Annotated in this window: 17 protein-coding genes; 12 read left to right on the top strand and 5 right to left on the bottom strand. The window is 34.0% G+C overall.

What is annotated here, in order from left to right; translation table 11 throughout:
- Positions 1-2: 2 nt before the first annotated feature.
- Together ACNQGO_RS09375 and ACNQGO_RS09380 are read right to left on the bottom strand one after the other, a co-directional pair.
- The gene (locus tag ACNQGO_RS09375; RefSeq protein WP_417985093.1) at positions 3-1,118 is read right to left on the bottom strand and encodes an imelysin family protein; all 1,116 of its coding nucleotides are present in this window, start codon (positions 1,116-1,118) and stop codon (positions 3-5) included.
- Positions 1,119-1,190: 72 nt separating this feature from the next.
- Positions 1,191-2,420, bottom strand: a complete 1,230-nt coding sequence (locus ACNQGO_RS09380) for a DUF4856 domain-containing protein (RefSeq protein WP_417985094.1) — start codon at positions 2,418-2,420, stop codon at positions 1,191-1,193.
- A gap of 159 nt (positions 2,421-2,579) precedes the next feature.
- Between ACNQGO_RS09380 and ACNQGO_RS09385 the strand changes: the two genes are divergently transcribed.
- From ACNQGO_RS09385 to ACNQGO_RS09400, 4 genes are all read left to right on the top strand, one after another.
- On the top strand, positions 2,580-3,746 hold the full coding sequence (locus ACNQGO_RS09385) for an imelysin family protein (RefSeq protein WP_417947381.1): 1,167 nt from the start codon (positions 2,580-2,582) through the stop codon (positions 3,744-3,746).
- Between the two features lie 66 nt (positions 3,747-3,812).
- Positions 3,813-5,207, top strand: a complete 1,395-nt coding sequence (locus ACNQGO_RS09390) for a di-heme oxidoreductase family protein (RefSeq protein ID WP_417985095.1) — start codon at positions 3,813-3,815, stop codon at positions 5,205-5,207.
- A gap of 41 nt (positions 5,208-5,248) precedes the next feature.
- Positions 5,249-5,515, top strand: coding sequence for a hypothetical protein (locus ACNQGO_RS09395; protein WP_417985096.1), 267 nt, complete (start codon positions 5,249-5,251; stop codon positions 5,513-5,515).
- Between the two features lie 37 nt (positions 5,516-5,552).
- The gene (locus tag ACNQGO_RS09400; RefSeq protein WP_417948057.1) at positions 5,553-5,660 is read left to right on the top strand and encodes a heavy metal-binding domain-containing protein; all 108 of its coding nucleotides are present in this window, start codon (positions 5,553-5,555) and stop codon (positions 5,658-5,660) included.
- Positions 5,661-5,772: 112 nt separating this feature from the next.
- On the opposite strand, the gene ACNQGO_RS09405 is transcribed toward ACNQGO_RS09400, so the two are convergent.
- From ACNQGO_RS09405 to ACNQGO_RS09415, 3 genes are read right to left on the bottom strand one after another with little or no spacing between them, the layout of a single operon-like run.
- Entirely contained in the window at positions 5,773-7,005 is a 1,233-nt protein-coding gene (locus tag ACNQGO_RS09405) for a hypothetical protein (RefSeq protein ID WP_417985097.1), read from the bottom strand.
- Positions 7,002-7,442 carry a Rieske (2Fe-2S) protein gene (locus ACNQGO_RS09410; protein WP_417947720.1) on the bottom strand — a complete coding sequence of 147 codons (441 nt, stop codon included), beginning with the start codon at positions 7,440-7,442 and terminating at the stop codon, positions 7,002-7,004. The genes ACNQGO_RS09405 and ACNQGO_RS09410 overlap by 4 nt, the downstream gene beginning before the upstream one ends.
- Positions 7,443-7,444: 2 nt before the next feature.
- Positions 7,445-8,668: a di-heme oxidoredictase family protein gene (locus ACNQGO_RS09415; protein ID WP_417947721.1), complete on the bottom strand. Its 1,224-nt coding sequence runs from the start codon at positions 8,666-8,668 to the stop codon at positions 7,445-7,447.
- Between the two features lie 42 nt (positions 8,669-8,710).
- Here ACNQGO_RS09415 and ACNQGO_RS09420 point away from each other — a divergent pair, with 42 nt between their 5' ends.
- The 8 genes from ACNQGO_RS09420 (at position 8,711) to ACNQGO_RS09455 (ending at position 17,663) form a co-directional block, all read left to right on the top strand.
- Positions 8,711-9,085 carry a DUF6660 family protein gene (locus tag ACNQGO_RS09420; RefSeq protein WP_417947723.1) on the top strand — a complete coding sequence of 125 codons (375 nt, stop codon included), beginning with the start codon at positions 8,711-8,713 and terminating at the stop codon, positions 9,083-9,085.
- A gap of 108 nt (positions 9,086-9,193) precedes the next feature.
- On the top strand, positions 9,194-13,513 hold the full coding sequence (locus tag ACNQGO_RS09425) for a CusA/CzcA family heavy metal efflux RND transporter (RefSeq protein ID WP_417985098.1): 4,320 nt from the start codon (positions 9,194-9,196) through the stop codon (positions 13,511-13,513).
- A 10-nt stretch (positions 13,514-13,523) separates the two neighbouring features.
- Positions 13,524-14,792, top strand: coding sequence for an efflux RND transporter periplasmic adaptor subunit (locus tag ACNQGO_RS09430; protein WP_417985099.1), 1,269 nt, complete (start codon positions 13,524-13,526; stop codon positions 14,790-14,792).
- A 98-nt stretch (positions 14,793-14,890) separates the two neighbouring features.
- Positions 14,891-15,583, top strand: a complete 693-nt coding sequence (locus ACNQGO_RS09435; protein WP_470303449.1) for a HupE/UreJ family protein — start codon at positions 14,891-14,893, stop codon at positions 15,581-15,583.
- A gap of 10 nt (positions 15,584-15,593) precedes the next feature.
- Positions 15,594-16,235 (top strand): hypothetical protein, encoded by a 642-nt coding sequence (locus tag ACNQGO_RS09440; protein WP_417947536.1) that lies wholly within the window; start codon positions 15,594-15,596, stop codon positions 16,233-16,235.
- 5 nt (positions 16,236-16,240) lie between these two features.
- Positions 16,241-16,645 (top strand): heavy metal-binding domain-containing protein, encoded by a 405-nt coding sequence (locus ACNQGO_RS09445; protein ID WP_417985100.1) that lies wholly within the window; start codon positions 16,241-16,243, stop codon positions 16,643-16,645.
- A gap of 29 nt (positions 16,646-16,674) precedes the next feature.
- Positions 16,675-17,049: a hypothetical protein gene (locus tag ACNQGO_RS09450; RefSeq protein ID WP_417947539.1), complete on the top strand. Its 375-nt coding sequence runs from the start codon at positions 16,675-16,677 to the stop codon at positions 17,047-17,049.
- The gene (locus tag ACNQGO_RS09455; protein WP_417985101.1) at positions 17,049-17,663 is read left to right on the top strand and encodes a class I SAM-dependent methyltransferase; all 615 of its coding nucleotides are present in this window, start codon (positions 17,049-17,051) and stop codon (positions 17,661-17,663) included. The genes ACNQGO_RS09450 and ACNQGO_RS09455 overlap by 1 nt, the downstream gene beginning before the upstream one ends.
- The last annotated feature ends 150 nt before the right edge of the window (positions 17,664-17,813 follow it).

Raw genomic sequence — 17,813 nt, forward strand, 5'->3', positions numbered from 1 at the left:
AATTAATCGCCATCGCCATCTACATAATCAATAGTAATATTTAATGCTTGCATCATATCTAGTTTTGTATAGATTACATTTTGCTGTAAAGCATCATATGCGGCAATCATTTTTGAATTATCAGCATTTACTTGCTGAGAAAAACTATTGTTAAGCGCATTGTTTACTGTATAGATAGTAGCAAATTGATTATTTATAATATCACTTAACTTCTGATTGTTCCTAATAGCATTTAAAAAATCTAAATACGTTTTTAGACCTTCGCCAGTTGTAGTACTATTAAAATGTTTTCCATTAAAAAAATCTTGCTGTGCTTTTATTGAAACATTCAACAACTCTTTAGAAATATCATTTTTATAATACCCTTCTACTTTTTCTGGAAATTTGGCGCCACTTGAAAAAACACCTGCTGGAATTCCTAATTTACCCGTACGAATATCCTTTTCAAGATTTTTTACAAACAAATTTGTTGTTTTATTCACTGAACTACTTACCGAAGTCCCATTGTTAGCAATATAACTATTTCTAAAACCTGAATTCCAATTGATTACAACTGCATCAGCATTAGTTTTTAGTTTGTTAACAACAGCTGTTAAATACTGCTTGTAATTTGCAGCATTTACATTTGTAGCATAAAAACCAACAATTGACGCATTATTTGCACCCAATCCATTAACTAAATAATCCAATGCCGGAAAACCTTGTTTGTCAAATTGAGACAACAATTCCAGATTATAAGTTCCAGATGAAATATTTGATTCTATACCGATTGTATTTGTTGGATAAGTATTGGAAGCCATATTAAGATTAATCTCTTCCGCTTTACCCAAATTATACATCGATATATATTGATATGCTTTATAAGCCTCTAACCAAGAAGTTCTCAGAATTTGAAGATTTGCTTCAGTTGGAGTTGCAACAAAAGTATTTGTGCTAGTTACCAATATTTGAACTTTCGCTTGATAATTTACATAACTTGGAATAATAATATTATCAGCCCAGTTTGTTAAAAGTGCTGTTCTATCGTAATTATCCCCGTCCGTATTATTTTCACCATCATTTGATGAGCAAGCTACAAATACGGCAACAAAACTTAAAACTAATAGTATCTTTTTCATATTCTTAAAAATTTAAGCAAAAGTACAAAAGCAAGAGGGTTAATTTCTCTTGCTTTGTTATTTTTTACTGAGTTAATTTACTGTGGTAGCTTGAGCAACTGTAAACCCAAATTTTGCTGCTATTTGTGTAGATATGGTATCTAATTTTGCTCCTAAAGTATCGATAGCCCACAAACCATTTGTTCCGCTTACCATAGAAGCTAACATTGCATCTACTTCTGATTTGGTAAAATAAGGACTATTTGTTCCTGGTTTATTTGTATATCGCAGCGACATAATAAATCCATAACCTTCAGACAAAGCGTGAAAAGCTTTTGCTCCCTTATCAGTTGCTAATTTACCTTTCCCTTCTTGCAAATAAAATACAGCTCTCACTGCTGAAACCATTGCTAGTTTTGATTTGATAATATCGATTTGAGCATCACGAACTTTATAATCATTAGCTACGATTGCTGCTCTACCTTTACGGAAAGCCAAGTCAATATCTGCTTTAAGAGTATTAAAATCAGTATCGGCATTAACTTGATTGATATAACTGCTCCAGAATTTAAAAGTGTTTGGCGTAACAGTTAAATTATCCGCTCCATAGATATAGCCATAAGCTTCATCCCAGTTGTGCTCCATTTCAGTATAACTCTTTCCTGTTAACAATACTTTGTTTGTGTTGTCAACTTTATTAGTACCGCCATCAAGCTTATTTAGACTTAAATAATTATTAGCTATTTGATCCATAAAGCAAGCCCCCATCATTCCTTTTAATAATACTTGTTGGGGCTCTAATCCATTTGCTGCAAATAAGCGCTTGCTTGTTCCATCTAGATAAACACCTGCAACACCCGCAGAAGCTGTTGCTCCTTGACTTGCAGCATCACCATTGTCAAATTGGGTTTCAAATAAATCACGAACACTTACTTGTTCAGCTATTGAACCACCACCAAGATATAATGAAAAATAATCTTTTGAAGCAGCCGTTTTATCTTTTAATTGTTTTCCTGAAGCGTTTAAACCTCCGCCAGTATAACGGTTATTTACATTAGCATACATGTCTGATAGTACTGCGTCATCAGCGACAGTGCCGTTTGTTGCGGCTGTACTAAAATATTTCCCCATCTCATCAAGCATTAATAAGCGGCTCGATTGCCCAGAATAATCTACAGAAGTCACGGCATTTCTTTCGAATGTGTAGTTTGCTGGAACAGTATAATTATACGTATCTTCAACTGTAGCATCGTCATTTGAACAAGATGCAAGCGCTAACAATAAAATTGGGAATGCGGAAAGAGATAATTTTTTAAAGTTCATTTCAGTTAATTTAGATTGAATTAAAATAATTTCTGCAAATATAAAACCTAAATTAGAACAAACAAATTTTTATTTAAATTTATTCTAAATAAAATTTGGCGATTTAATAAAAGTTTATATTTTTGCGTTAAGTTTATTCATTCTAAATAAAGCAAAACTATGAGAAAAATATTTTTAAAAGTTTCAATACTTTTAACAATGGGGGTTTTAATTACTTCTTGTAATACTAACGATGATTCTTCCACTACTTCTAATGTTACAAAAAAACAAGTTGTGGAAAATTATGCAAACATTGCTTACGCCAATTATCAAAAAGCGTATGATGATGCCGTAATACTAGAAACAGCAATAAATACATTTACAACATCACCAACTCAAGTCAATTTTGATAATGCTAAAAGCAAATGGAAAGCTGCAAGAGAAAGTTATGGTACTACCGAAGCCTTTCGTTTTGCTGATGGACCAATTGATAATGCCGATGGACCAGAAGGATTATTAAATGCCTGGCCATTAGATGAAAATTATGTTGATTATGTTCAAGGGGCTACAAATGCTGGAATAATCAATGATTTTACAACATTCCCAACAATAAACAAATCTCTTTTAGAGCGTTTGAATGAACAAGGTGGAGAAAAAAATATCAGTGTTGGATATCACGCTATAGAATTTTTACTTTGGGGACAAGATTTGACAGCTCCTTCGGCAAACCTAGCTGGATTGAGAGCCTATACGGATTATGTTGTTGGGGGAACAAATTCAAATCAAACAAGAAGAGCAGCTTATTTGAAAGCATGCGCTGATTTATTGACCGATAATTTGGAGTATTTAGTAAACCAATGGAAAGTTGGCGGTACCTATAGATCTAAATTCCTTGCACTACCTGATGATGTCGCTGTCAGAAATATTTATCTTGGGATAACTACACTTGTGTCTGCAGAATTACCAGTAGAGCGTATGGATGTTGCACTTGGAAATGCAGATCAAGAAGACGAACATTCTTGTTTTAGTGATAATACTCATAGAGATATTGCTTTGAATCTTCAAGGAGTAATCAACGTGTATAAAGGGAATTACGGAACTGTTGATGGAGCATCACTGGAAGATTTGGTTAAACAAGCTAACACAAATACATACAATAGTACAGATGTAGCATTAAATGCTGCCGTAACTAAAATTAGTGCGATAGTAACACCTTTCGATTTAGCTATTTCTGGCGGTTTAACCTCTACAGAAGGTGCGAAAGTTAGAATGGCAGTTTTACAGCTGAAAGATTTTGGTTCTAATTTGCTTGCTGGTGCTTCGAAAATTGGTATCACTGTAAATTAATGAATTCGTAAATTCAGGTTTAATCAAAGTGTCCTTGTAACTGGACACTTTTTTCTATTTAACAAAATGAAGAACACTTTCAAAGGTCTCGCTTTTCTAATTTGCTTTCAACTTTTTAGTTGTGCCAATACTGACGATGAATATGTAGCATTAACACCCGAAGAGAGGGAACAATATTCTGGTGGAGAAATTTCTGTTTTTAATACTTCGGAAGAAGCTTTTGGCTTTTCTGCTCCCAACTTGACATTCGATGAGCAATCCGATTTTGGTATAGGAAACTCTTTTTTTAGACAAAGTTGGGTTTCTGCACCCTCCTCTACAACTGCTAGAGATGGTTTGGGACCGTTTTTTAATGCAATAGCCTGTGCAAGTTGTCATTTTAAAGACGGAAGAGGAAGAGCTCCTATATTTGATGGTGAACTTGGTCATGGATTATTATTAAGATTAAGTATTCCCGGTACAAACAGCAATGGAGGTTCACTTCTAGATCCAATTTATGGAGGACAATTACAAGACAATGCCATTCTTGGTCAAACCGTAGAGGGGACATATGGGATTACTTATCAATCCATTACCGAAACTTTTGCAGACGGAACTAGTGTAATCCTACAAAAACCATTCTATCAAATCAATAATTTGGGTTATGGTTCATTGGCAAACAATGTACAAATTTCGCCAAGAGTAGCTAGCCAAATGATTGGTTTAGGATTATTGGAAGCAATTCCAGAAAGTACAATTTTAAGTTTTGTAACCAATAATACTAGAGATGGTATCTCAGGAAAAGCAAACTATATTTATGATGTTGTTTCAAATAGTCAGAAGCTTGGTCGTTTTGGATGGAAAGCAAATCAACCAAATGTTCGTCAGCAAGTTGCAGGTGCTTTCTTAAGTGATATGGGAATAACAACGAGTTTATTTCCTAATGAAGATGTCCCAACTGTTGTTGTTGCTACGACAATACCAAATGGTGGCACACCCGAAATTTCAGATTTAAATTTAAACCGAGTCGTTTTATATTCCAGTACATTAGCAGTTCCGGCACGGAGAAATTATTCCGATCAAAATGTTTTGAAAGGAAAAAAAACATTTGAAACTGTAGGTTGTACCAATTGCCATATTCCTAAAATACAAACAGGAAATACACACACTATTGCAGCTTTACGTAACCAAACCATTCGTCCGTTTACGGATTTATTATTGCATGATATGGGAGAAGGATTAGCAGACAATACACCAGATTTCTTGGCTACTGGCAATGAATGGAGAACGCCTCCTTTATGGGGTATCGGACTTATTAAAACTGTAAATAATCATACCAATTTATTGCACGATGGTAGAGCAAAGAATGTTGAAGAAGCTATTCTATGGCACGGTGGCGAAGGTCAAAATGCCAAAAACAAATACAAACAACTTTCTGCAAAAGACAGAAATGATTTGTTGAGTTTTATAAATTCATTGTAATCTATTATCCTGATAATAAATTAATGTAATTTCCAAAAGTTATGATGCAAGCAATGATGAACAGTTATAAAGGAAAAATGATGATGACAAATCACGAAAATATGTTGAAAATGATGAAGGATAATCCAGATATGATGAAAGGAATGATGACCGAAATGATGGAAGCATCTAAAACAGATACTACGATGATGTCTGAAATGTGTAAATCGATGATGGATAATCCTAAAATGATCGATATGATGAAAGATAAAAAAATGCAATCACACAAAATGACTGGAATGGATAAAAATATGGATATGTCCAAATAATACAAATACAAACAATATTAAAATATAGATAAAAAAAATGGAAACTCAAAAAACGTACACCTGCCCAATGTACCCAGAAGTTACCTCGGATAAACCCGGAAAATGTCCCAAATGCGGAATGAATTTAGTGGAGAAAGAAGAATGAAAATTCTATTAGCTACCTATGGTTTTGGGGTATTGGAATTCATAAAAATACTCCCAAATAGTATCTAACTTTTTGGGGGCATTTGATATATGGAGCGTTTTTTAATGAAATTTTAAAAATAACTAGAAATTCCAAAGTTAAATCCGTCAGTAATTGATGGCGGATTTTGAAAAATATCACGTTGTTTTTGATACCTATAATTCAAGCGAATGACAGACTGTGAAGTAGGTCTAAAACTAATAGCAGGTACAATACTCCAAAGATCTTCTCCAATATTTTCATTTGTTTCCACAAATTTACCAACATTCCAATCTACATATTGCAATCTACAGGCGAAGTTAAAAACGGCTTTTTCCCAACCCAAAATTGTTCTTGAAAAAACGGGTTGAACAATATCAATAAATCCTCCGTGCTGTTTGTTTCCAAATTGTTGTGAATAGGTTTCTGGTACGTTTACATTGACCCAAGCAAATTCTGTGGTAATATAGGTTTTGATTTTAGGAATTGTAGTGTTGAAATCTACGGCAAAGACTGAAACGCGTCTTTTTTCATCAATAACAATTCCATCGTCTTGAAATTTATTATAAATCCCTCCCATATACGAAATTCCAAGCTCCCCCACTTTATTGTTTCTAAGAGCAAATTTTCCAGTAAATAACGGTTCTCCGCTGTTTATTTCTTCAAATCGTTCGGGATTGTTCTTAGAGGCCGGTAAAAAAGTTTTGTTTTCGGTATTTTCAATTATGGAATTATCAAAACTGCCTGACAAGTAAGCTTCGTAGCCAAACATCCAATTTTTAGTGTATTTTTTTCCAAAAAATCCAACTCCTGCATTACTAAAAGTACTAGGTAACATTTGTGTCGCAGCTATTGGTCTATCCGTAAACTCCCATTTGGGGCCGTCATGATTTTGATTGAACGCTCCAATCGGATTTAAAATTATTCCGGCTCTAAAATTCAATAGCGGATCAAGCTCTACATCAATGGAAGCAAATTCAATTGCAATTTCTTTACCAGCATCCTCAAATTCAATTTCACTTAAAAACTTTACTCTTCTACTTATTGCTGATGACATAAAAATGGACAATCTTCTCGCTTGAAATTGATGCCCTTCTGACACTCCATCGGTTGTCATTTTTTGCCAATTCATTTCAACGTAACCACCAATAGAAATAGGAGTTTTGTTTATTTTCAATGTGGGTCTGTTATATAAAGCATCCATATTCAGAATGTTTTTTACAGTGTCCTTCGGGATTCTTTTCAATAAACTTGGATCTATTTGGGCAAAAGAATTCAAATTTAATAACAGTGCTGCAACTAAAATAAAGGGGAGTTCTAATCTCATTTAAGGGATATTTTTAAGGTGTTGTTTTCGATCAATATAGGAAATTTCCTTAAATCAGTATTTGCTGGACCATTTTCCAGAACCCCTCTGTTACTAAATTCGCTTCCGTGTGCAGGACATTGAAGTTTATCACCAAAAACTTGAAGTTCAGCTCCTTGATGCGTACAAGTCATTAACATGGCTGCATAATCTGTTGCATCAAATCGATATACACAAATCGGGGATTTTAATATTTCGTTTTGAATAATGACATACTTTTTAAATTCTGTTTCCTTTTTATTTTTTATTTCAAAACTAGAAATTTGCACTAAAATATCTGAATCCTTAATTACTGCAGAAATACTTTGCGAAGTATTGCAGCCTTGTAATAATGTTACTCCTGTAATTCCGGCTAAACATCCAAAACTACATGTTTTTAAAAATTGTTTTCTATCCATGATTACAATGATTTTATAAATTTCAATAACGCATCTTTATTCGATTGTGTTAGCTTTTGAAACGCATTTTTACTATTTGTTGCTTCTCCACCGTGCAACAATATTGCTTGTTCAATACTGCTTGCTCTACCATCATGCATCAAAAATAAGTTTCCGCCTTGAGAATTTTTTGAAAGTCCGATTCCCCAGAGTGGCGGAGTTCTCCATTCGTGCGTTTTAGCACTTCCTTCTGTATAACCATCGTCTAAGTTGCTCCCCATATCATGTAAAAGCAAATCAGTGTAAGGAGCAAAAATTTTGTAGGAAAGAGAACTTATTGGAGAATAGCTTGTTTTAAGTTCCGCTTTATGACAACCAATACAGTTAATTTGGTCAAATAAATTCTTGCCTTGACGCACAATTTCATCCGAGGAATTCCTTTGAATTGGCGCTTTTAATGTTTGTAAATAAAAAACAACATCGTTCACTTTATTGTTTGTAACTTCTGGATCTATTTCTAAATTCGAATAATGATCTATCGGACTAAATGCAGATGTAATTCCCATGTCTTGATTGTAGGCGTTAACCGTTTGGTGTAATAAATCGAAGGCAGATGCTTTTTTACCAAATCGTCCAATATGTTTACCATTTTGGGTTATGGCATTAGATAAAGGGATAGAATAGCTTGGAATACCAATCCAATTAACAGTTCCTGAAATACCGTCTCCATTACTGTCATTTGGATCGGTCATAGCCAGTAAATCTTCATCTGAAACATATTGTAAAAAGCCTAAACCTGTAATTGCTGGTGGTGTAAATTTTGAAAAAGTTGCCCCATTGGGTATTTGTTCTGGTAAGAAACCGGGCAATGCTCTATTTTGCAATTGTGGCCCACCTTGATTTAAAAATTGATTTCCCGTTTCATCAATTTGACCAAAACGGGTTAATGTGGTAAATAGATGCCCTTTACCATCACCAGCATGACAATTGATACAACTGGTTCCCACAAATGTTGACCCAAGACCTGTTTCTCTAGTGAAGACCTCATTAACAGCGACATCACCTCTCAAAAACCGAGAGGACTCTGAACTTGAAAGTCCTTCTATAGTACCATCTAATAATTCATCATCAGAGGGCACATCTATATAACTGGTTTCGCACGATGTAAAACTGATACAGAATAAAAAAAACAGGAAAGATAGATTGATTAATTTATTTTTTATATCACTTAAATTAAATTTAGACAAAACTAAATAAATATTTTGATATATATTTAAAAGAATTAATAAATGAATCAAAAATTAAATCATCTAAATTTTATTCTTACTTTTACATCCGTGAAATGGATTATAACTATAGTATCAATTTATCTAATAGCACTTTCGTGTTTGCCTTGCGCGGATATGGAAGTGAATAGTCCTGCACATGATTTGACAGAACTAGCGTCAAATAATGAGGAACATTCCCACGATAAAGAAAAAGATTCTTGTTCACCCTTTTGCTTTTGTAATTGTTGTGGTGCACAAGTATTAAGTTACGAGCCAGGTATTTCTTTTGGTTTTTCAGCAGTTTCTGCTATGATAACCATTCAACTACCTACTTATAAATCCGTTTTTGCTTCCAGTTTCTTCGGAAGTATATGGCAACCACCGCAAATAGTATAATGAAGCCAGTCCCGACACTTCGGTATTTGGGATAGAGAGTTGTGGGTTTTCCACAATGTTCAATGGACAATTTATTGTCCAAATTTCTCATTCATTATAAAATAAAAAATGTTAGATAAAATCATACAATTTAGTATAAAGAACAAGTTCATTATACTTTTACTTACCCTTGTACTCATAGCTTGGGGTAGTTATTCCCTTAAAAATTTACCATTAGATGCCTTACCTGATGTAACTAATAATCAAGTCCAAATCATTACTACCGCTCCCACGTTGGCCAGTCAGGAAGTAGAGCAATTAATTACCTACCCTTTAGAACAATCCGTAAAAACAATCCCAAAAGTAATTGAGCTTCGAAGTATTTCTCGTTTTGGACTTTCGGTAGTTACAGTTGTTTTTAAAGACGATGTTGATATTTATTGGGCAAGAGAACAAATTTTTCAACGCCTACAAGAAGCCAAAGAAAATATTCCTGCTTATGCTGGAACACCAAGCTTAGCTCCTATAACAACTGGTCTTGGCGAAATATATCAATACGATGTCTATGCCAAAAAAGGATATGAAGATAAATATGATGCCGTCCAATTAAGAACCATTCAGGACTGGATTATTATACCACAATTACAAGGAATTGAGGGTGTAGCAGAAATTAGTACCTGGGGAGGAAAACTAAAACAGTACGAAGTTGCTGTTGATCCTAATAAACTCAATAGTTTAGGAATAACCATAACCGATATATTTGATGCCTTAGAGAAAAACAATCAAAATACCGGAGGCGCCTATATAGAAAAAGACCAATATGCTTACTTTATTCGTGGTGTTGGGATGGCAGCAGGAATTAAAGATCTGGAAAATGTGGTGGTTGCAAATAAAAATGGTTCGTCAATTTTAGTTCGAAATGTTGCCGAAGTTCGAGAGGGAATATCATTACGATACGGTGCAGCTACAAAAGACGGAAAAGGTGAAATCGTTTGTGGTTTAGCTTTAATGCTCAAAGGTGAAAACTCAAGTGCTGTTGTGGATCGGATTAATGAAAAAATGATCCAAATCAACAAAACTTTACCTGAAGGGGTTGTTGCCGAAGCTTTTATCGATAGAGGAAAATTAGTCGATAGTGCCATAGGAACAGTCTCTAAAAATTTACTCGAAGGAGCCTTAATCGTGATTTTTGTACTGATCTTATTTCTTGGAAATCTACGTGCCGGATTAATTGTTGCTTCGGTAATTCCATTAGCAATGCTTTTTGCAGTGATATTGATGAATTATTTTGGCGTAAGCGGAAACCTGATGAGTTTGGGTGCCATCGATTTTGGAATTATTGTCGACGGTGCGGTAATCATTGTCGAAGCAACGATGCATCATTTACAAAAACTCAATAGACAAAAGACCTTAACGCAATCAGAAATGGATAGCGAAGTATTTAAATCGGCATCCAAGATTAGAAATAGTGCTGCTTTTGGGGAGATAATCATCTTAATTGTGTACCTGCCCATTTTAGCATTAGTAGGAACCGAAGGGAAAATGTTCCGACCAATGGCAATGACCGTAGGCTTTGCTGTCATTGGTGCATTTATTTTGTCATTGACTTATGTTCCTATGATGAGTGCATTGTTTTTATCAAAAAACACAGAACACAAACCTAATTTTAGTGATCGAATGATGGCTTGGTTCGAAAAAATATATACGCCATTTTTAGAAAGTGCTTTACGTTTTAAGAAAGCGGTATTGGCTTTTACCATAGCAATTTTTGTTTTTGCCATCATCGTTTTTCAAAATATGGGAGGTGAATTTATCCCAACCATTGAAGAAGGCGATTTAGCAATCAACGCAACCATTATGACAGGAAGTTCACTTTCGCAAATGGTAAAAACAACTACGGAATACGAAAAAATCCTAAAAGTAAAATTCGTGGAAATAAAAACAATAGTTACCAAAATTGGTTCTGGAGAAATCCCAACTGATCCGATGCCTATCGAAAGTGGTGATTTAATTATTGTACTTAAAGACAAAAGCGATTGGACTGGTGATTATGACAATTGGGAAGATTTAGCCAATGCTATGAAAGAAGAAATGGAAGCCATCCCAGGCGCTACTATCGAAATTTCGCAACCTATCCAAATGCGTTTCAACGAATTAATGACAGGAAGCAGAAGCGATATTGCTATCAAGATTTTTGGAGATGATTTAGATGTTTTAGATGCAAAAGCAACAGAATTGATTTCAAAAGTAAATAGCATAGAAGGGATTGGCGATTTAAAGGCCGATAAAGTAACGGGGTTACCTCAAATAACGATAAAATATGATTACAATAAAATTGCCTTGTATGGTTTGAATATTACCGATATCAACCAAATTATTCGTTCCTCATTTGCTGGTGAAAGTGCGGGTAAAATTTACGAAGACAGCAAGCGATTTGACGTAGTTGTTCGAATGGATGCTGCCAATAGATCAGACATTACTGATGTAAGCAATTTATTTATTCCATTACCAAACGGGCAACAAGTGCCACTTTCACAAGTTGCAAATGTGGCTTTCGAACAAGGCCCAGTACAGGTTTCTCGTGAAAATGGAAAACGTAGAATTACCGTTGGTTTGAACGTGCGCGGTCGCGATATTAAAAGTGTAGTAGAAGAAATTCAAGCAAAACTGGATAAAGATTTTAAACTTCCCGCAGGTTATTATGTTACTTATGGTGGTCAATTTGAAAACTTGATTGAAGCAACAAAAAGACTCTCAGTAGCCTTGCCTATTGCTCTTGGATTAATTTTAGTATTGTTGTTTTTTACCTTTAATAGTATGAAACAAGCTGCATTGATTTTTACAGCTATTCCGTTATCAGCAATTGGAGGCGTATTTGCTTTGTGGTTGCGAGGTATGCCGTTTAGTATTTCGGCAGGAATTGGCTTTATTGCTTTGTTTGGTATCGCAGTTTTAAACGGAATTGTATTGATTTCTTATTTCAATCAGCTCAAAGCCGAAGGAATAACCGACCCATTACAACGGGTTTTAATAGGAACAAAAACAAGATTACGCCCCGTTTTAATGACTGCTGCTGTTGCATCATTAGGATTTTTACCAATGGCATTATCAACCAGCGGTGGTGCCGAAGTCCAAAAACCATTAGCAACAGTTGTTATTGGCGGATTATTTTCGGCAACCTTGCTAACGTTAATCGTTTTGCCAATTTTATATTTACTATTTGAAAAAGGAATTAGAAGAAGAAAAAAAATGACAACACCAATAGTAACAATGATTGCTTTATTGATAAGTAGTTTTTCGTTTGCCCAAAGTGGTCAACCAACAACACTACAAAAAGCAATAGAAATGGCAAAAACCAATAACATTGATTTGAAAATTGCTACTAAAGAAATTGAAAAACAAACTGTTCTCAAGAAGACCGCTTTTCAGATAGATCCATTGCAAGTACAGTATCAAGGAGGGCAATTCAATAGTATCGATTACGACCACAATGTTTCAGTGCAACAATACTTTCCCATCGGTCGAATTACAAAAGCCAACAGACAATTGCAAGAAGAATTGGTAAAACTTGCCGAAAAACGAAAAGCACTATCCGAATATGAAATTGAAAAAGCAGTTACCATAGCGTATTATCAGTATTTGTATGGCATTTCTATTCAAAAACTAAATATGGATTTGTTAGAAATTTATTCCAAATTCCTTAAAAACGCAGAACTTCGTTTTGAAACTGGCGAAAGCGGAAATATCGAAGTCATTAGTGCCAAAGCAAAGTCTAAAGAAATCGAAACGCAAAAAGTACAACTCGAATATGACATGGCAATTTATCAAAAACAATTGCAATATTTCATTCAAACCGAGGAGAATATTGTACCTGATACTGCTACACCAATGAAGTTTGCAATGCTAATGAATGATAACAAATCAAAAGTGGAAACGTTAGTAACCGATTATTACACACAACAAATTTCGGTATATCAAAAAGAAGCTAATACCTTCAAAGCATTGCGTACACCAAAGTTAGGATTGGGTTATTTTGCCCAAACAATTGATACAAAATCATTATTTCAAGGATTTACAGCTGGATTGCAAATTCCTTTATTTGGTGGGGTCAATACCGCTAGAGCTAAAGCATCGGAAATTAGTATATCACAATCTCAATTGGAATTGGATAAAAATAAATTGACTTTAAAATTGCAACTGCAAGAATTAAAAAACGATTTCGATAAGCAAAATAAAGCTTTAGTATATTACCAAAATGAAGGGTTGCAATATGCAGAACAAATCATAACAACAGCTCAAAAAAGTTATGCTAATGGTGATATGAGTTACTGGTCTTATATCAGTTTTTTAAACCAAGCCATTGATATTAAAAAGCAAAATGCCGAAGCCACAAATGCTTACAATCAAAGTGCTATTCAGTTGCAATTCCCATCCATTTCTAACAAATAAAATTTCTAAAATGAAAAATATATTTATAAAATCAAATCATAAACTAGTTTTTTTCTTCAACCTCTCTATTCTATTTTCTATCCTCTTTGTGCTATTTTCTTGTGGCGAAAAGAAAACCGAAGAAACTGGTCACGAAGAAGAAAAAGTAGAAAACGAAGTAGCATTAACCGCTGCACAATTCAAAACTGTTGGCGTTGCAACAGGGACAATAGAAAATCGAAACTTGAATTTAGTAATCAAAGCCAATGGGTACACTACAGTTCCACCACAAAACATGGCAAACATTTCTACCTTAATTGGGGGAACGGTTAAAGATATTTTTGTATTAGAAGGTACTTTTGTAAATAAAGGAAAAGTTTTGGCAACCATTCAAAACTTGGATGTTGTCGAAATGCAGGAAGATTATAGCTCAGCTGTTGCCAATATTGAATATTTACAATTAGAATTCAATCGCCAAAAAAAACTAAGTGAGGAAAATGTAAATCCGAGAAAAGTATTCCAAGAAGTAAAAGCAAAATTAGCGGTTGAAAGAGCCAGAGCACAAGCTGCCAAAAACAAATTGCAAGCATTAAATATGAGTACCAATGGTGCTAGTTTAGTGCCAATTGTTTCCCCAATTTCAGGTTATGTTGGGAAAATTAGCATCGCAAAAGGCGCCTTTGCAGAAACGGGAGTACTCCTTTTTGAAGTGGTTGATAACAGCCAAATGCACTTGGACTTAAATGTGTATGAAAAAGATTTAGGTTCAATTTCAGTAGGTCAGGAAGTAGATTTTGTTCTAACCAACCAATCGAATAAATCAATCAAAGGAAAAATATTTGGTATTAATAAATCGTTTTCTAACGAAAGTAAAACGGTAGCGGTTCACGCCAAAATTAATACCGAAGATGCCAAGGGCTTGATTTCTGGTATGTATGTTTCTGCAAACATTAATATTACTAATGCTACCGTTCCAGCTTTGCCTAAAGACGCCGTTGTAAAAAACGGAGATAAATATTTTGTTTATGTGCAACAAGTACATCAGGATAAAGTAACTGGTAAAAAAGCGGAAGCTCACTTACATAAAGAAGGCGAAGCACATTCTGACGAGGCTGTTGGAGAAGAAGAAGGACATAATGAAGTTCTTTTCAAAGCGATAGAAGTTATACCCGGAACAACCGATCTAGGGTACACTGAAGTTAAATTTGTAGAAAAAATTCCTGCTGATGCTAAAATTGTCGTAAAAGGAGCGTTCTATCTCTTGTCAGCCATGAAAGGTGGTGGCAGTCATGACCATTAAAAAAATGAACACTAATTAAGATAAAAAAAACCTGCCGGATGTAGCTACATAAGAATACTACATCCGACAGTTTATGAATATTTAAATCCATACTATAGATGATGAATAAAAATAAGATACCCTATTTGTTGGTATTTGTCTTTACGTTGTTAAGTTGTACAAACGTATTCGCTCACGGTGTTGATGACAATACAAAAGTATTTTTGATGGATAATAATGGGGCTGCTTTTATGCCTTTTTTATACATTGGTGCCAAGCACATGCTGACAGGTTATGATCATTTGCTGTTTTTAGTAGGAGTGATTTTCTTTCTCTACAAGCCAAAAGAAGTATTGCTATATGTTAGTTTCTTTACCATAGGTCATAGCATAACCTTATTATTGGGCGTATTGCTCAATTTTCAAGTAAATGCTTATTTAATCGACGCTGTAATTGTGTTGTCAATTGTATATAAAGGTTTTGACAATTTAGGAGGATTTAAAAAAATCTTTAATTTCCAACCCAATACAAAAATGGCAGTACTCCTTTTTGGTTTGTTTCACGGTTTGGGATTGGCTACTAAATTACAAGAGTTTAATTTTGATAAAGAAAGTTTGTTTACCAACTTAATCGGTTTTAATATCGGTGTAGAACTTGGACAGTTTATAGCACTTCTGTTTGTACTTATTCTGATCAGTGCTTGGCGAAAATACAGTTCATTTTCTCGTTTTTCTACTATTACTAATACTGCCCTAATGATGGCTGGTTTTGTTCTAATGGCTTTTCAACTTTCAGGTTACTTCAATTCTTAAATAAATTAAAATGACAAATAATAATTCGCAACCCAACCTCACTTCGTCACAAATAATCAAAGCAACTGTTATTGCTTTGGCAACTTCATTTGTTATTACAATAGTTGCGGTTCTACCCGCTGAATATGGTAAAGATTATACTGGTTTAGGTAAAATGTTAGGCTTTTCCCGCTTACATCAAAACGATAATGAAGTTGAAAAAAAATTGGCTGAAAATGAAGCAATAGCACCCATTTTTAAAGAACTCACACTTAATAATGTAGGTTCGGAACCGGCAGAACAAAAACCCAATGAAGCTAATAATCCCGCTCCTGTAAAACAATATGAAAACAGAAAAGACAGCATAAAAATTACTGTTCCTGCCGGTAAAGGTTTAGAATATAAAATAGCTGTTTTAAAATATGGACAGGTAAAATATGCTTGGAAAACCAACAATGGCATTCTTTTCGTTGATTTACACGGGGATGTAAAATCGGCAGACACAAAATCTGGTTATTTTGAAAGCTACACCGTTGCCAATTCTAATAATATGGCAGGATCTTTTATAGCACCTTATGAAGGAAAACACGGTTGGTATTTTAAAAATAAAACCAGTCAGGACATAGAAGTAAATATAAATTTAACAGGTCAATATCAATTAATAAAAAAGTAATAAAAATGGAATCAAAGATTATTGTATCTGTTCGCCTTTTAGGCTCGGGTCACGAAAACCAAAAAACAATAAAAATTATGAGTAAAAAATCAATCGTAATGATGGCATTGGCTATCGCAACTTTAACAGTAGTTGCTTGTGGGAAAAAAGAAAATAAAGAAGCTACAAAAGAACTGGAAAGGCACGACCACAAAAAAGGAGAAGCTCATCAATTAGCATACGTTTGTCCAATGGATTGTGAAAAAGGAAAAACTTATGATAAACCAGGGAAATGTCCTGTTTGTAGCATGGATTTAATTGTACAAAAACATAAAGAAGGTGACGGTCACGACAATTCTAAAAAAGAAACAAAATCTGTAGAGGAAATAGAGCACGGACATTCTCACGGAGAAGAAGGACATGGTCATTAAAAAACATAGTAATCATAAATTATTTTAAAATGAGACATTTAAAATTAAGCACTGGTTCTTTAATAACCATATTGGTAATTCTATTTTCAATCACTTCATCATTCGCACAAGAAAAAAAGACAAATAGGAAAGCGGTTATAAAAACGGTTTTAAACTGTGCCCATTGCAAAGAATGTGAAACCTGTGGACAAAAATTTAAAACAGAAATGTTAAAAATTAATGGAGTGAAAATGTACACTCTTGATGATAAAGCAATGGCATTTACAGTATATTTTAACCCTAAAAAAACAGATTTAGAAGCTATAAAAGTGGGTATTTCAAAACTGGGTTATGATGCTGATGATGTAAAAGCAGATCCATCAAGCTTCGCAAAATTAGATAATTGTTGTAAAGGACTGAAATAATGGACCAAAACAAACAACATTGGGAAAATGTATTTAGTACCAAATCCCCTAATGAAGTAAGTTGGACACAGGACTATCCTACCACTTCTATGAATTATTTAGAAAATTTAAACCTATCAAAAACTGCCAATATTATTGATGTTGGCGGTGGTGATAGCAATTTGATAGATGCTTTATTAGAAAAAGGATATCAAAATATTTGGGTTTTAGATATTTCAGAAGCAGCGTTAGAGAGAGCAAAAAATAGGTTAGGTGATAAAGCTAATAAGGTCCATTGGATTGTTTCAGATATAACCGAATTTAATACAGCTATTAAATTTGATTTTTGGCACGACAGGGCAGTTTTTCATTTTCTGACTGATGCGATAAGTATTGAAAAATATGTAACATTAGTGGGGAAATCAATCGCTGAGAATGGCAATTTCTTATTAGGAACTTTTTCAGAAAATGGTCCTTTAAAATGTAGTGGATTAGAAATAAAACAATATTCTGAAAACACAATGAAGAATACGTTTAAAGAAAAATTTAATACTGTAAAATGTTTTACAGAGAATCATTTGACTCCTTTTGAAACAATACAAAATTTTCAGTTTTGTGGATTTAAGAAATTTTAAAATAAAAAAACAATTGCTAATACTATCCGTATCGTTTGCTTTTTTTCCTGCAATCAAAATACAGAAACAAAAACAGCGCAAGGCGATTGAATAATAAACACTGCAGTCGAAAAAATTATAATTATTGAAAAACAGTTTTTTGCTTTTATA

Origin of the sequence: Flavobacterium frigidum (assembly GCF_048286735.1) — a bacterium.
Lineage (GTDB): Bacteria > Bacteroidota > Bacteroidia > Flavobacteriales > Flavobacteriaceae > Flavobacterium.

Coding starts and splice junctions, on each gene's coding strand:
- ACNQGO_RS09450 (WP_417947539.1), top strand. CDS start 16,675: ATGAGACATTTAAAATTAAGCACTGGTTCTTTAATAACCATATTGGTA.
- ACNQGO_RS09420 (WP_417947723.1), top strand. CDS start 8,711: ATGAATCAAAAATTAAATCATCTAAATTTTATTCTTACTTTTACATCC.
- ACNQGO_RS09410 (WP_417947720.1), bottom strand. CDS start 7,442: ATGGATAGAAAACAATTTTTAAAAACATGTAGTTTTGGATGTTTAGCC.
- ACNQGO_RS09400 (WP_417948057.1), top strand. CDS start 5,553: ATGGAAACTCAAAAAACGTACACCTGCCCAATGTACCCAGAAGTTACC.
- ACNQGO_RS09375 (WP_417985093.1), bottom strand. CDS start 1,118: ATGAAAAAGATACTATTAGTTTTAAGTTTTGTTGCCGTATTTGTAGCT.
- ACNQGO_RS09455 (WP_417985101.1), top strand. CDS start 17,049: ATGGACCAAAACAAACAACATTGGGAAAATGTATTTAGTACCAAATCC.
- ACNQGO_RS09430 (WP_417985099.1), top strand. CDS start 13,524: ATGAAAAATATATTTATAAAATCAAATCATAAACTAGTTTTTTTCTTC.
- ACNQGO_RS09390 (WP_417985095.1), top strand. CDS start 3,813: ATGAAGAACACTTTCAAAGGTCTCGCTTTTCTAATTTGCTTTCAACTT.
- ACNQGO_RS09395 (WP_417985096.1), top strand. CDS start 5,249: ATGATGCAAGCAATGATGAACAGTTATAAAGGAAAAATGATGATGACA.
- ACNQGO_RS09405 (WP_417985097.1), bottom strand. CDS start 7,005: ATGAGATTAGAACTCCCCTTTATTTTAGTTGCAGCACTGTTATTAAAT.
- ACNQGO_RS09380 (WP_417985094.1), bottom strand. CDS start 2,420: ATGAACTTTAAAAAATTATCTCTTTCCGCATTCCCAATTTTATTGTTA.
- ACNQGO_RS09385 (WP_417947381.1), top strand. CDS start 2,580: ATGAGAAAAATATTTTTAAAAGTTTCAATACTTTTAACAATGGGGGTT.
- ACNQGO_RS09435 (WP_470303449.1), top strand. CDS start 14,891: ATGATGAATAAAAATAAGATACCCTATTTGTTGGTATTTGTCTTTACG.
- ACNQGO_RS09440 (WP_417947536.1), top strand. CDS start 15,594: ATGACAAATAATAATTCGCAACCCAACCTCACTTCGTCACAAATAATC.
- ACNQGO_RS09425 (WP_417985098.1), top strand. CDS start 9,194: ATGTTAGATAAAATCATACAATTTAGTATAAAGAACAAGTTCATTATA.
- ACNQGO_RS09445 (WP_417985100.1), top strand. CDS start 16,241: ATGGAATCAAAGATTATTGTATCTGTTCGCCTTTTAGGCTCGGGTCAC.